The 12,317-nt window shown below is 65.9% G+C and carries 13 protein-coding genes, 4 tRNA genes and 1 pseudogene; 16 read left to right on the forward strand and 2 right to left on the reverse strand.

Annotation, left to right across the window (positions count from 1 at the left end; all coding sequences use genetic code 11):
- Window positions 1-55: 55 nt before the first annotated feature.
- On the reverse strand, window positions 56-1,339 hold the full coding sequence (locus C5E41_RS30485; protein ID WP_104379162.1) for a geranylgeranyl reductase family protein: 1,284 nt from the start codon (window positions 1,337-1,339) through the stop codon (window positions 56-58).
- A gap of 331 nt (window positions 1,340-1,670) precedes the next feature.
- Here C5E41_RS30485 and C5E41_RS30490 point away from each other — a divergent pair, with 331 nt between their 5' ends.
- Both C5E41_RS30490 and htpX read left to right on the forward strand, forming a co-directional pair.
- Entirely contained in the window at window positions 1,671-2,693 is a 1,023-nt protein-coding gene (locus tag C5E41_RS30490) for a polyprenyl synthetase family protein (protein WP_104379163.1), read from the forward strand.
- Window positions 2,694-2,815: 122 nt separating this feature from the next.
- Window positions 2,816-3,694: a zinc metalloprotease HtpX gene (gene htpX, locus C5E41_RS30495; RefSeq protein ID WP_104379164.1), complete on the forward strand. Its 879-nt coding sequence runs from the start codon at window positions 2,816-2,818 to the stop codon at window positions 3,692-3,694.
- Here the strand turns inward: htpX and C5E41_RS30500 are convergent.
- On the reverse strand, window positions 3,691-4,182 hold the full coding sequence (locus tag C5E41_RS30500) for a YajQ family cyclic di-GMP-binding protein (protein ID WP_030516272.1): 492 nt from the start codon (window positions 4,180-4,182) through the stop codon (window positions 3,691-3,693). The two genes, htpX and C5E41_RS30500, sit on opposite strands and share 4 nt — an antisense overlap.
- Before the next feature lie 164 nt (window positions 4,183-4,346).
- Here C5E41_RS30500 and C5E41_RS30505 point away from each other — a divergent pair.
- From C5E41_RS30505 to C5E41_RS30570, 14 genes and pseudogenes are all read left to right on the forward strand, one after another.
- Window positions 4,347-4,427 (forward strand) — tRNA-Tyr (locus tag C5E41_RS30505).
- A 410-nt stretch (window positions 4,428-4,837) separates the two neighbouring features.
- A tRNA-Thr gene (locus tag C5E41_RS30510) sits at window positions 4,838-4,910 on the forward strand.
- Window positions 4,911-4,987: 77 nt separating this feature from the next.
- Window positions 4,988-5,060 (forward strand) — tRNA-Met (locus C5E41_RS30515).
- A gap of 46 nt (window positions 5,061-5,106) precedes the next feature.
- Window positions 5,107-5,277 carry a 50S ribosomal protein L33 gene (gene rpmG / locus C5E41_RS30520; RefSeq protein ID WP_011211653.1) on the forward strand — a complete coding sequence of 57 codons (171 nt, stop codon included), beginning with the start codon at window positions 5,107-5,109 and terminating at the stop codon, window positions 5,275-5,277.
- A 219-nt stretch (window positions 5,278-5,496) separates the two neighbouring features.
- Window positions 5,497-6,567 (forward strand): fused (3R)-hydroxyacyl-ACP dehydratase subunits HadA/HadB, encoded by a 1,071-nt coding sequence (locus C5E41_RS30525; RefSeq protein ID WP_104379176.1) that lies wholly within the window; start codon window positions 5,497-5,499, stop codon window positions 6,565-6,567.
- A 240-nt stretch (window positions 6,568-6,807) separates the two neighbouring features.
- A tRNA-Trp gene (locus C5E41_RS30530) sits at window positions 6,808-6,880 on the forward strand.
- Between the two features lie 31 nt (window positions 6,881-6,911).
- Window positions 6,912-7,325, forward strand: a complete 414-nt coding sequence (gene secE, locus C5E41_RS30535; protein WP_104379165.1) for a preprotein translocase subunit SecE — start codon at window positions 6,912-6,914, stop codon at window positions 7,323-7,325.
- Window positions 7,326-7,465: 140 nt separating this feature from the next.
- Window positions 7,466-8,305, forward strand: coding sequence for a transcription termination/antitermination protein NusG (nusG, locus tag C5E41_RS30540; RefSeq protein WP_104379166.1), 840 nt, complete (start codon window positions 7,466-7,468; stop codon window positions 8,303-8,305).
- Window positions 8,306-8,374: 69 nt separating this feature from the next.
- On the forward strand, window positions 8,375-8,809 hold the full coding sequence (gene rplK / locus C5E41_RS30545) for a 50S ribosomal protein L11 (RefSeq protein ID WP_030516276.1): 435 nt from the start codon (window positions 8,375-8,377) through the stop codon (window positions 8,807-8,809).
- Window positions 8,810-8,903: 94 nt separating this feature from the next.
- Window positions 8,904-9,617 (forward strand): 50S ribosomal protein L1, encoded by a 714-nt coding sequence (gene rplA / locus C5E41_RS30550; RefSeq protein WP_062967392.1) that lies wholly within the window; start codon window positions 8,904-8,906, stop codon window positions 9,615-9,617.
- A 254-nt stretch (window positions 9,618-9,871) separates the two neighbouring features.
- A pseudogene (locus tag C5E41_RS36075) lies at window positions 9,872-10,030 on the forward strand (type II toxin-antitoxin system HicA family toxin); the annotation flags it as partial.
- A 359-nt stretch (window positions 10,031-10,389) separates the two neighbouring features.
- Entirely contained in the window at window positions 10,390-10,944 is a 555-nt protein-coding gene (gene rplJ, locus C5E41_RS30560; RefSeq protein WP_030516278.1) for a 50S ribosomal protein L10, read from the forward strand.
- Between the two features lie 75 nt (window positions 10,945-11,019).
- A complete protein-coding gene (rplL, locus tag C5E41_RS30565; protein WP_063002280.1) occupies window positions 11,020-11,406 on the forward strand; it encodes a 50S ribosomal protein L7/L12 in 387 nt (128 codons plus the stop codon).
- A gap of 237 nt (window positions 11,407-11,643) precedes the next feature.
- On the forward strand, window positions 11,644-12,317 hold a 674-nt coding region (locus C5E41_RS30570), incomplete at its 3' end, for an ABC transporter ATP-binding protein (RefSeq protein ID WP_146097743.1).

Below are 12,317 nucleotides of genomic sequence, written 5' to 3' on the forward strand. Positions count from 1 at the left end.
TCCTCGCTGCGACTGTCCACGCTGCCTCCTGCCCGGCCGTCGGCGCCGCGCATCGCTAACTGAACGGCGCCGGATCGTCGAAACGCAGCGATGCCCGGCCCGCGGCCCGCCAGGCCCTGGCGGTGAGGTCGGCATCCTCCTCGTCGACGAGATTGCCCATCACCCGCACGGCCGTGCGCTGCAGCAGCGCCGAACGCATCACCGGCGGTCCGCCGGTCGGCACCATCCGCGGGTGGGTGGCCAGGGCCGCGATCCGGCGGGCCACCGAGAAGGTGCGCCCGTAGCGGGCACGCAGCAGATCCGGCCACACCGTGGTCAGATCCGGTTCGCCGAGCAGTCCGGACAGCAGATGCCCGCCCTCGAGCCCGTAGTCGATGCCCTCGCCGTTGAGCGGGTTCACACAGCCGGCGGCGTCGCCCACCAGCACCCAGTTGCGGCCCGCGATATTCGATACCGCCCCGCCCATCGGGAGCAGCGCCGAGGCGACGGCCCGCGCCTCGCCCTCGAACTGCCACTCCTGTCGGCGCAGTGAAACATAATGCTGCAGAAGCGGTTTCAATGCGATATGCGAAGGCCGGCGTTCGGTGGCCAGTGAGCCCACGCCGATGTTGACCTCGCCGTTGCCGAGCGGGAACACCCAGCCGTAGCCGGGCACCAGACCGCCCTCGGCATCACGCAATTCCAGATGCGACGTGATCCATTCGTCGTCGCTGCGGGCGGAGCGGATGTAGGCGCGTGCGGCCACGCCGTAGGCGAAGCGGCGATGCCAGACGCGGCCCAGCAACTTCCCGACCGGCGAGCGCACCCCGTCGGCGACGATGAGGATGTCGCAGCGGATCTCCCGCGAGCCCGATTCGGCCTGCACGGTGACACCGGTGACCCGGTCGCCCGCGCGCGCCACGTCGACCACCCGCACCCCGTCGACCATGCGCGCGCCCCATTTGACCGCGGTCTCGCGCAATTTGTCGTCGAGTTCGGTTCGGGGAACGGCACTTCCGTAGGCGGGGAAGGACCCACCTGGCCAGGGCAGCAGTGCCTCCCGCCCGAATCCGGCCATCCGCAGGCCCCGGTTGACGGTATGCGCGCGCAGCCAATCGCCGAGCCCGAGCGCCTCCAGTTCCGCGATGGCACGCGGTGTCAATCCGTCGCCACAGGTCTTGTCCCGGGGAAACACCGCGGCATCGGTGAGCAACACCTCGCGCCCCGCCCGCGCCGCCCAGGCCGCCGCCGCGGAACCGGCCGGTCCCGCACCCACCACCAGCACCTCGACGTGGTCGGGCAGGACGGTGCCGCCCTCCCGTTCCGGTGCCGTCGACCCGCCGTCCTGAGCTGAAGCCATAGCCCAATACTGGCAGAATCCTTGGCCTACGCTGTGCTCCGGCGGGTCCGCGGCCCTCCGGGCCTCGATTTTTCACTCCTCCGCTCAGTCGCTGCGCTCCCTCGCTCCGAACTCGAGGCGGGCCGAAGACGAGCGGGGTGTACATCTCGCAGAGACGGACCGCGGGTGTTTGCGTTGGCGACCGCACGGGCACGTTCCGTAGACGGACGCTCTCGGCGGAGCACTCGCCTCGGTGTGCCGGAACCGTCCATAGTGACGGTGTTCATGGGAGGGAACGGGGCAACACGCTAGGTTCTTCGGTGTGGGGACGGACGCGGCATTGGGAGACGACATGAGTGCATCGGCTGTGAGCGATGAAAGCACCGTGGTTGCCGGGGTCGATCTCGGCGATCCCGAGCTCGCGGCGACCGTGCGCAACGGGCTTGACGAGGTGGAGAAGCTGCTGGTCAGCGAGCTCTCCGACGGGGAGGACTTTCTGCTGGAAGCCGCGCTGCACCTGGCGCGCGCCGGCGGGAAGCGGTTCCGGCCGCTGTTCACCATCCTCACCGGCCAGCTCGGCCCGCGCCCGACCGACCCCGATCTGATCACCGCCGGCACCGTGGTGGAACTGGTGCATCTGGCCACGCTCTACCACGACGATGTGATGGACGAGGCGTCCATGCGCCGCGGTGCCCCGAGTGTGAACTCCCGCTGGGGCAACAGCATCGCCATCCTCTCCGGCGACTACCTCTTCGCACACGCCTCCCGGCTGGTATCCACCCTCGGCCCGGACGCGGTGCGCACCATCGCCGAGACCTTCGCCGAGCTGGTCACCGGCCAGATGCGGGAAACCCTGGGCGCCAAGAAATCTCAGGATCCGGTCGAACACTATCTGCGGGTGGTGTGGGAGAAGACCGGCTCGCTGATCGCCGCATCAGGGCGCTTCGGCGGCACCTTCTCCGGCGCGAGCCTCGACGACGTCGAGCGGCTGGCACGTCTGGGTGACGCGGTCGGCACCGCCTTCCAGATCTCCGACGACATCATCGACATCTCCTCGGTGTCCGAGCAGTCGGGTAAGACGCCCGGCACCGACCTGCGCGAAGGTGTGCACACCCTGCCGGTGCTGTACGCGCTGCGCGACGAGGGAGCCGAGGGTGACCGGCTGCGCACGCTGCTGGCCCGGCCGCTGGAATCAGACGACGAGGTCGCCGAGGCGCTGGAATTGCTCTCGCGCTCGCGCGGCATGGTCTTGGCCAAGCAGAAGCTGCAGGGCTATGCCGATATCGCGCACGCCGAACTTTCGGCCCTGCCGCAGGGCCCGGCCAACGACGCGCTGGAACGCCTGGTCCGATACACCATCGAGCGGGTCGGCTGAGCCTTCCGTCGCGGCAGTCGACGGCTCGCGGAACAGCCGGTTCGCCCTGTTGTGATCGATTTCGCAGCGCGGAGTGCCGGACCGGGGCGGAACCCGAGTCCGCCGCCGATCGTTGATCCGACATGCATGGTTACGCGAACGGTTTGAAGACCTTCGGGCTCATGGTGGGCCTGTCGGCTCTGATCGTGTTCGCAGGTGCGATGTTCCGCAACCCCACGATTCTGATCATCGCCATCCTGCTGGCCGTGGGCATGAACGCCTACGCCTATTTCAGCAGCGACAAGCTGGCCCTGCGGGCCATGCACGCGCAGCCGGTATCCGAACTCGAAGCGCCCGTGATGTACAAGATCGTGCGCGAGCTGGCCACCACCGCGCGCCAGCCCATGCCGCGGCTGTACATCAGCCCGACGAACGCGCCCAACGCCTTCGCCACCGGACGCAATCCGCGTCATGCGGCGGTGTGCTGTACCAACGGCATCCTGCAGATCCTCGACGAACGGGAACTGCGGGCGGTCCTCGGCCACGAACTGTCGCACGTCTACAACCGCGACATCCTGATCTCCTCGGTGGCCGGCGCCCTCGCCGCGGTCATCTCCGGTCTGGCCAATCTGGCCTTCTTCGCGAGCATGTCCGGCGGCGGCAGCCGCGACGGTGAAGGCCCGAACATCCTCGGCGTGCTGTTGGTCTCACTGCTGGGCCCGATCGCCGCCACCCTGATCAAACTCGCCGTCTCCCGCTCCCGCGAATACCAGGCCGATCAGGACGGCGCCGAAATCACCGGCGACCCACTGGCCCTGGCCTCGGCGCTGCGCAAACTCGAACGCGGCACCCAGGCCGCGCCGCTGCCGCCCGAGCCGCAGCTGACCGCGCAGTCGCATCTGATGATCGCCAACCCCTTCCGGGCGGGCGACAAGATGGCGCGCTGGTTCTCCACCCACCCGCCCATGGCCGAGCGCATCCAGCGTCTCGAGCACATGGCCGGCGGGCCCCGCGGGTATTAGCGGTAGTTGACGAACTGCAGGGCCACGTCGAGATCCGCACCCTTCAGCAGGGCGATGACGGCCTGCAGATCGTCGCGCTTCTTACCGCTGACCCGCAGTTCGTCGCCCTGGATCTGCGCCTTCACGCCTTTGGGGCCCTCGTCGCGGATCTTCTTGGCGATCTTCTTCGCGTTCTCCGGGGAGATGCCCTGGACCAGGGTGCCGGTGATCTTGTAGGTCTTGCCAGAGGCCGCCGGCTCGCCCGCGTCGAAGGCCTTCAGCGAGATGTCGCGGCGAATCAGCTTCTCCTTGAACACCTCCAGCGCCGCCTTCACCCGTTCCTCGGATTCGGCCGACAGCACGATCTTCTCTTCACCCGACCACTCGATGCTCGCACCCGTGCCGCGGAAGTCGTAGCGGGTGTTGAGCTCCTTGGCCGCCTGGTTGAGGGCGTTGTCGACCTCCTGCCGGTCGACCTTGCTGACGACATCGAATGACGAATCGGCCACGCTGCGCTCCTGTCTGACGGCTCACATTTCACCCGGAACTCCGGTAGGGAACTTTCTACCCCGGCCGCCGCGCATCGGTCACGGCACCCCCGCTGGCCAGCCGGTTTGCATCCGGGCGCCCTGGTCGTTGTATTCTGCTCTGCGCGCTGGCAACAGTGCGACAAGGCGGATTGCCCGAGTGGCCAAAGGGAGCTGACTGTAAATCAGCCGCGCAAGCTTCGGAGGTTCGAATCCTTCATCCGCCACCCTCTCAGGGCCCTCCCTAATCGGGGAGGGCCCTGGTCTTGTTCGAGGGTGATTTGTGGGGGCACTGCTGGACGACGGGCCACGGTTTGGGGTGTGCCAGAGACTTGTCGGACGGTTCAGTTCTCGTGGTTTCGCTCTCGTCGTCGGCTGGGCCGGCCCGCCGCGAGTGTGCGCCGCGGGCAGCAGCGCCTCGCTGTGGGATGAATCTCCTCCCGGCGCGGCGATGTCTTGGCGCAACGGTGTCGACCTTCGTGCCCTTCCGAGGAGAGAGGCATCCGCTGCGCCGATGTTGTGCTTTCGAAAGCCCAGTGACCAGCTGGTTTGGTAACTTTGCCGGGGAGTGTGTAACCTCGTTCAAGGCTTCAGCGCCCCGGGTTCGAGGATTCGAGTTCGGAGCGAATGTAGCCATGCCCCCTTAGCTCAGTCGGCAGAGCGTTTCCATGGTAAGGAAAAGGTCAACGGTTCGATTCCGTTAGGGGGCTCGCCGGATTGCCGGTGGTGACCGACTCGGCACTCCACATAGCGCCGAACCTGGTTCCGCCCGCATTACCGCGCATATGGCGGTGTAGCTCAGGCGGTAGAGCAAACGACTCATAATCGTTGTGTCGCCGGTTCGAGTCCGGCCATCGCTACCCATACTGATTGACCCTCTAGGTTGACCGGAAAGAAGGCATAATCGTGGCCGCGAAGTCCACCGATGTCCGGCCAAAGATCACCTTGGCCTGCGAGCAGTGCAAGCATCGCAACTACATCACCAAGAAGAACCGGCGCAACGACCCGGATCGTCTGGAGCTGAAGAAGTTCTGCCCGAACTGCGGCACCCACCGGGCGCACCGCGAATCTCGCTAGATCTCACCGCGTGCACGCTGCCGCGCGCAACGTCGGTGCCCGGATTCAGGGAGGTCTGTCGATGACCTTCCCGGATGTTCGTGGCCCGCGCCGATCCATGCAGCACTCCATGCCGGAGCAGGTTTCCCGACCCGCTCCGGCATTTGCTGTACATGCGGTAGTTTCACGCTCCGCAGACTCCCGGTAGCCGAGTCAGATAGGGACCTACTCTCCGTGACAATCAACACCGGAACCGATGCCGTGGACGCGCAGAACGCCGACAGTGAACCGTTCGACGCCTCGGTCCACGCCGCCGCCATGGTCGGTCACCACTACCGCGTCGACGACTACTACGAGGTCGGCCGCGAGAAGGTACGCGAATACGCACGCGCGGTGCAGGACTACCACCCCGTGCACTGGGAGGAGAGCGTCGCCCGCGACTACGGCCACGACGGCCTGGTCGCACCGGTGACGTTCATCTCCCTGGTCGGCATCCTGGCCCAGCGCAAGCTGTTCGAACAGGTCGTCACGGGTTACGACCTGAGCCAGATCATGCAGACCGACCAGATTCTGGAATTCCACCGCCCGATCCGGGTCGGCGACCAGCTCACCTGCGACGTCTACCTGCACTCGTTCCGGCAAGCCTTCGGCGGCGACATCATCGTCACCAAGAACATCGTCACGGCGCAGAACGACGAGCTGGTGCTCACCACGTACACCACCCTGGTCGGCCGCAGCGGCGGTGACGTCGATCCCAATATCGCCGACGCGGTCCGCAACATCCTCATGCACGGCATGGCCGAGGCGCCCGACCGTCCGACCGCGGAGCCGCCCATCACGGCGCCCCCGGTGCCGGTGACCACGGTTCCCGAGGTCACGGTCAGCAGCCACACGCGCTCGTTCGACAGCGTCACCGTCGGCGACGAACTGCCGACCCGCGTGGTCCGGCTCACCCGCGGCGATCTGGTGAACTACGCCGGCGTCTCCGGTGACGCGAACCCGATCCACTGGAGCGACGAGGTCGTGGCACTCGCCGGCCTGGACAACGTGGTCGCGCACGGCATGCTGACCATGGGCCTGGGCGGCGGATTCGTCACCTCCTGGCTCGGTGATCCGGGTGCGGTGAAGGAATACAACGTGCGGTTCACCAGCCCCGTCTACGTGCCGAGCGATCATCCGGCCGAGGTCGAATACACCGGCAAGGTGAAGTCGGTGGACCCGGAGAACCGCACCGCCGTGATCGCGATCGTCGCCAAATCCGGCGGCCGGAAGATCTTCGGACGTGCGACCGCGACGGTGCAGCTGGCATGATGGTCGCCGGGCCGGCAAGCCGCTTCGCGGTGGCGGACGGCCCGATTGGCTATCCGCCGGGGCGGTAACGTACACTCGGATCTCTGGGGTCGCCAGCCACTGCGCGCTGCTCTGAGGGGCTGGTTCCGGGCGGGTGACCGCCGGGGCCGGCACACCGGTGGAGCGGCGCGCGTGTTGTGTGGCCCCGGGTTGGCACAACTGAATAAGCACCGTGCTGGATGACACTGCGATTCCAGCCGAAGGGGCGTAGCTCAATTGGCAGAGCAGCGGTCTCCAAAACCGCAGGTTGCAGGTTCAAGTCCTGTCGCCCCTGCACTGGATGCCAGCGACGAGAGAGGGTTCACGTGAGCGACGAGCGGGACATTCGCCACGGCGCGCATGCCGCCGATGGCGAAGACACCGCTGCGGTCAGCCGGCCGAGTGGTAAGCGGTCGACTCGCCGGGCTCGCGCCGGATCCTCCTCGGACACCGGCTCCGTCGCCACGATCGACCGTGACGACCGCTCGGATTCGGCATCGCGTAAGGCGTCCAAGTCGGCGGGGAAGAAGACCGCCGAACGCGGTCGGGGCAATCCCTTCAAGCGTCTGGTGAAGTTCCTGCGGGAAGTCATCGCGGAACTGCGCAAGGTGATCTGGCCCAACCGCAAGCAGATGGTCACCTATACAAGCGTTGTCCTGGTGTTCGTGATCTTCATGGTCGCGTTCATCAGCGGGTTGGACCTGGCGTTCATCAAGGGTGTCAACTGGCTGTTCGGCTAGCTGACCGGTGCGTCAGGAGCGGAGCCTGCGGAGCGACCCATGGGCGCTGCTAGCCGTCCGCCACGCGAGGACGGAAACCATCCGCCGGATTCACCTCCGGCGTAGTGGATGTACGTGACGACACAGGAAGCGAGTGCCCAGTGAGCACCCCGGAGAACGGCACAACCGACGAGTTCCCGGTCGACGACGAGGCGGCGGAGACGGCCGTCGACGAGGCGACCGTCTCGGACGGTACCGAGGCGTCCTCCGGCGAAGTCGAGGGCGACGACACCGAGACCGACGACACCGAGACCGACGAGACCGAGACCGACGCAGCCGCGGAGCCCGCGGCACCGGAAGAGCCGGCCGACCCCGTCGCCGAGATGAAGGCCGCGCTGCGTCGCGCCCCCGGTGACTGGTACGTCATCCACTCCTACGCCGGTTACGAGAACAAGGTGAAGACCAACCTCGAGACCCGCGTGCAGAACCTGGGCCTCGAGGACTACATCTTCCAGGTCGAGGTGCCGACCGAGCAGGTCACCGAGATCAAGAACGGCCAGCGCAAGAACGTGCAGCGCAAGGTGCTGCCCGGCTACATCCTGGTCCGGATGGATCTCAACGACGAATCGTGGGGCGCGGTCCGCAACACCCCCGGTGTCACCGGATTCGTCGGCGCCACCTCCCGTCCGTCGCCGCTGACGATCAACGACGTGGTGAAGTTCCTGGTCCCGGCCGAGCAGCAGCAGAAGAAGCCGGCCGCCGCTGCGGCGGGTGCCGCCGCGTCCACGTCGGAGACCGTCACCGAGGCCGCGGCCAAGCCAGCCATCGAGGTCGACTTCGAGGTCGGTGAGTCGGTCACCGTCATGGACGGCCCGTTCGCGACGCTGCCGGCCAGCATCTCCGAGGTCAACGCCGAACAGCAGAAGCTGAAGGTGCTGGTGTCGATCTTCGGTCGCGAGACCCCGGTCGAACTCGCCTTCACGCAGGTCGCGAAGATCTAAGACTTCCGGGGTTCGGCCCCGGGACAGGCTTACGGAAGTCCGTAAGGAACCTAAACCAAGGAAAGAAAGATGCCCCCCAAGAAGAAGAAGGTCGCCGGGCTCATCAAGCTCCAGATCCAGGCCGGTGCGGCCAACCCGGCCCCGCCGGTCGGCCCCGCGCTGGGTCAGCACGGCGTCAACATCATGGAGTTCTGCAAGGCGTACAACGCCGCGACCGAGTCGCAGCGCGGCAACGTCATCCCGGTCGAGATCACGGTCTACGAAGACCGCTCGTTCGACTTCAAGCTGAAGACTCCGCCCGCCGCCAAGCTGCTGCTGAAGGCCGCCGGTGTGCAGAAGGGCTCCGCCGAGCCGCACCGCAACAAGGTCGCCACGGTCACCATGGATCAGGTCCGTGAGATCGCCAAGACCAAGCAGGAAGATCTGAACGCCAACGACATCGATCAGGCGGCCAAGATCATCGCGGGTACCGCTCGCTCGATGGGTATCACCGTCGCCGACTGACGGTCCCCGTCTCCGCCGGTGACCGGCGGGATGTGCGTGGGAGGGACGGCCAGTCCCGACAACCACTTCTGACTTACGAACAGGACAGAGAATCATGGCAAAACGAAGCAAGGCGTATCTCGAGGCGGCCGCCAAGGTCGACCGCTCCCAGCTCTACTCCCCGCTGTCGGCCACCCGGCTGGCGAAGGAGACCGCGACCACGAAGACCGACGCGACCGTGGAGGTCGCCGTCCGTCTGGGCGTCGATCCCCGTAAGGCCGACCAGATGGTCCGTGGCACCGTCAACCTGCCGCACGGCACCGGTAAGACCGCGCGCGTCATCGTGTTCGCGGCCGGCGAGAAGGCCGCCGAGGCCGAGGCCGCCGGTGCCGACGCCGTGGGCGCCGAGGATCTGATCGAGCGCATCCAGGGCGGCTGGCTGGACTTCGACGCCGCGATCGCCACCCCGGACCAGATGGCCAAGGTCGGCCGCATCGCGCGTGTGCTGGGCCCCCGCGGCCTGATGCCGAACCCGAAGACGGGCACGGTCACCACCGATGTGACCAAGGCGGTCAACGACATCAAGGGCGGCAAGATCAACTTCCGCGTCGACAAGCAGGCCAACCTGCACTTCGTGATCGGCAAGGCCTCCTTCGACGAGAAGAAGCTGGTCGAGAACTACGGCGCCGCGCTGGAGGAGATCCTGCGTGTGAAGCCGTCGACCGCCAAGGGTCGCTACGTCAAGAAGGTGACGATTTCGACGAACACCGGACCGGGCATCCCGGTGGACCCGAACCGCACCCGCAACCTCACCGAAGAGGACGCGTAGCGAATAGTCCAGGAAGCGGCCGGTACGGAAACTCCGTGCCGGCCGTTTTCGCATTGCAGTCGGTTGTCATGCCGACAGGACTCGGCCGTTTATCATGCTGTCATGACACGGACCGTGCACATCCCGTATGTGCTGGAACAAGATGAAGATGGTGTCTGGTGCGCAAGTGCGACGGTCCGACCGGGAGTTGGCGCCGTTGGGGACGGCGAGACCCCTGATGCTGCGCTTCGAGATCCGTCGGAGGTAGTGAGGTCGTAAAAGCATTGCAGCGCGCGGGTTTTCAGATCGACCGCATTCGCGGCAGCCATCACGTGATGAAGCATCCGGATGGTCGGACGGTGCCGGTTCTGGTGCACAAGGGCCGGGATATCCCAAAGGGACATTTCGCAATATCGCGACCATCGCCGAGATGACGCTGGACGAGCTGGTCGAGTTGCTCTAGCCCGTTTTGGCTTCTAGCTGCGGGTCCGCTATTCTGTACTGCGGTCGCTGACCAGTTCGGCGATCACCCCCAATCGTTCTACCGAAGACCGTTGGTTGCTGCCGTCAGGCAGTCGAAGGTCCGGCGATATTGCCGGCGGCCCACGCAGGGAGAGCCGAGGTGAGGGACGACATGTGAGCCATGTGCTCATGTCGAGTTTCTTGTGCGCCCCGGGACCACTCTGCGTCCGGGGCGTTTGCTTTGTCGCCGGGTCGACGTAGCCTCCCCAGGCCCAGCCTCCGTGAGTCGGTAGTTCATCGCAGAACCGACCATCCAGAGAGGAGGCGAAGTATGGCGAAACCAGAGAAGGTCACCGCGGTCGCGGAGATCACCGAGCAGTTCAAGAGCGCTACGGCCACCGTGGTCACGGAATACCGTGGTCTGTCGGTCGGCAGCCTCACCCAGCTGCGTCGTGCACTGGGCAGCAATGCCACCTACTCCGTCGCCAAGAACACCCTGGTCAAGCGTGCGGCCGCCGAGGCGGGCGTCGAAGGCCTGGATGACTTGTTCGTCGGTCCGACCGCGATCACCTTCATCACCGGTGAGCCGGTCGACGCCGCCAAGGCCCTCAAGACCTTCGCCAAGGACAACAAGGCGCTGGTCATCAAGGGTGGCTACATGGACGGCGCCCCGCTGTCGGTCTCCGAGGTCGAGCGCATCGCCGACCTGGAGTCGCGCGAGGTGCTGCTGGCCAAGCTGGCCGGCGCCATGAAGGGCAACCTGACCAAGGCGGCCGGCCTGTTCGCCGCGCCGGCCGGCCAGGTGGCTCGCCTGTTTGCCGCGCTCGAGGACAAGCAGCGCGCCGCGGGCGGTGCCGAAGCGGCTCCCGCCGCCGACGCCGAATAAGCCGACACGAACAAGTCGACAAACCAACTCTTTTCTCCCCGCCGATGCGGGGATGAACTACCGAAAGGAAACACCATGGCCAACGTGGACGAGCTGCTCGAGACCATCGGCAACATGACCCTGCTGGAGCTCTCGGACTTCGTCAAGAAGTTCGAGGAGAAGTTCGAGGTCACCGCCGCCGCTCCGGTCGCGGTTGCCGCTGTCGCCGGTGGCGCTGCCGCCGGTGGCGCCGAGGCCGCCGAGGAGCAGGACGAGTTCGACGTCATCCTCGAGGGTGCCGGCGACAAGAAGATCCAGGTCATCAAGGTCGTGCGCGAGATCGTCTCCGGCCTGGGCCTGAAGGAAGCCAAGGACCTGGTCGAGGGTGCCCCGAAGCCGATCCTGGAGAAGGTCGCCAAGGACGCCGCCGACGCCGCCAAGGCCAAGCTGGAAGAGGCCGGCGCGAAGGTTTCCGTCAAGTAATTACGGTAATCGAGTACCGGAAAAGGGCGGTCCCGTTGTGGGGCCGCCCTTTTCGAATATTTCGTCGCGAATGTTGTGAACTGACGCGACCAGCTCATTACCGTCGACGTTTCTACCGACCAGTCAGGTAGGGTGTCCTGCACCAGCGGCATGCGATACAGTGGCCGCACCCCAGTGTGACGCGTCACACCGCGCTGAAATACGGTGACGCGGCCATGGGCGCTCGTCAGAAGAAATATGGAGGTCGGCGTGGGCGTCGAGGTCAGGACCGAAGGTGTGACGAAATCTTTCGGGTCCCAGCGGATTTGGCAGGATGTCACTCTGACGCTGCCCACGGGGGAAGTCAGCGCTCTGCTCGGCCCCTCCGGTACCGGTAAGTCGGTGTTCTTGAAGTCGCTGATCGGTCTGCTGCGTCCCGAGCGTGGCTCGATCTACATCGACGGTACCGATATCACCACCTGCTCCAACAAGGAGCTCTACGAGATCCGCAAGTTGTTCGGTGTTCTGTTCCAGGACGGCGCGCTGTTCGGTTCGATGAACCTGTTCGACAACGTGGCCTTCCCGCTGCGCGAGCACACCAAGAAGAGCGAATCCGAGATCAAGCAGATCGTGATGGAGAAGCTCGAGCTGACCGGTCTGCTCGGCGCCGAAGGCAAACTGCCCGGTGAGATCTCCGGTGGTATGCGCAAGCGCGCCGGTCTGGCCCGCGCGCTGGTGCTGGACCCGCAGATCATCCTCGTCGACGAGCCCGACTCCGGTCTGGACCCGGTGCGTACCACTTATCTGTCGCAGCTGCTGATCGATATCAACGCGCAGATCGACGCGACGATTCTGATCGTTACCCACAACATCAACCTGGCTCGTAGCGTGCCCGACAACATCGGCATGTTGTTCCGCCGCCAGCTGGTCAT

Origin of the sequence: Nocardia nova (genome assembly GCF_002933465.1) — a bacterium.
Lineage (GTDB): Bacteria > Actinomycetota > Actinomycetes > Mycobacteriales > Mycobacteriaceae > Nocardia > Nocardia nova_B.

Excerpts from the sequence above, each read along its gene's own strand:
- C5E41_RS30490 (WP_104379163.1), top strand. The coding sequence starts at position 1,671 with ATGAGTGCATCGGCTGTGAGCGATGAAAGCACCGTGGTTGCCGGGGTC.
- rplK (WP_030516276.1), top strand. The coding sequence starts at position 8,375 with ATGCCCCCCAAGAAGAAGAAGGTCGCCGGGCTCATCAAGCTCCAGATC.
- rplJ (WP_030516278.1), top strand. The coding sequence starts at position 10,390 with ATGGCGAAACCAGAGAAGGTCACCGCGGTCGCGGAGATCACCGAGCAG.
- htpX (WP_104379164.1), top strand. The coding sequence starts at position 2,816 with ATGCATGGTTACGCGAACGGTTTGAAGACCTTCGGGCTCATGGTGGGC.
- C5E41_RS30485 (WP_104379162.1), bottom strand. The coding sequence starts at position 1,339 with ATGGCTTCAGCTCAGGACGGCGGGTCGACGGCACCGGAACGGGAGGGC.
- rplA (WP_062967392.1), top strand. The coding sequence starts at position 8,904 with ATGGCAAAACGAAGCAAGGCGTATCTCGAGGCGGCCGCCAAGGTCGAC.
- rplL (WP_063002280.1), top strand. The coding sequence starts at position 11,020 with ATGGCCAACGTGGACGAGCTGCTCGAGACCATCGGCAACATGACCCTG.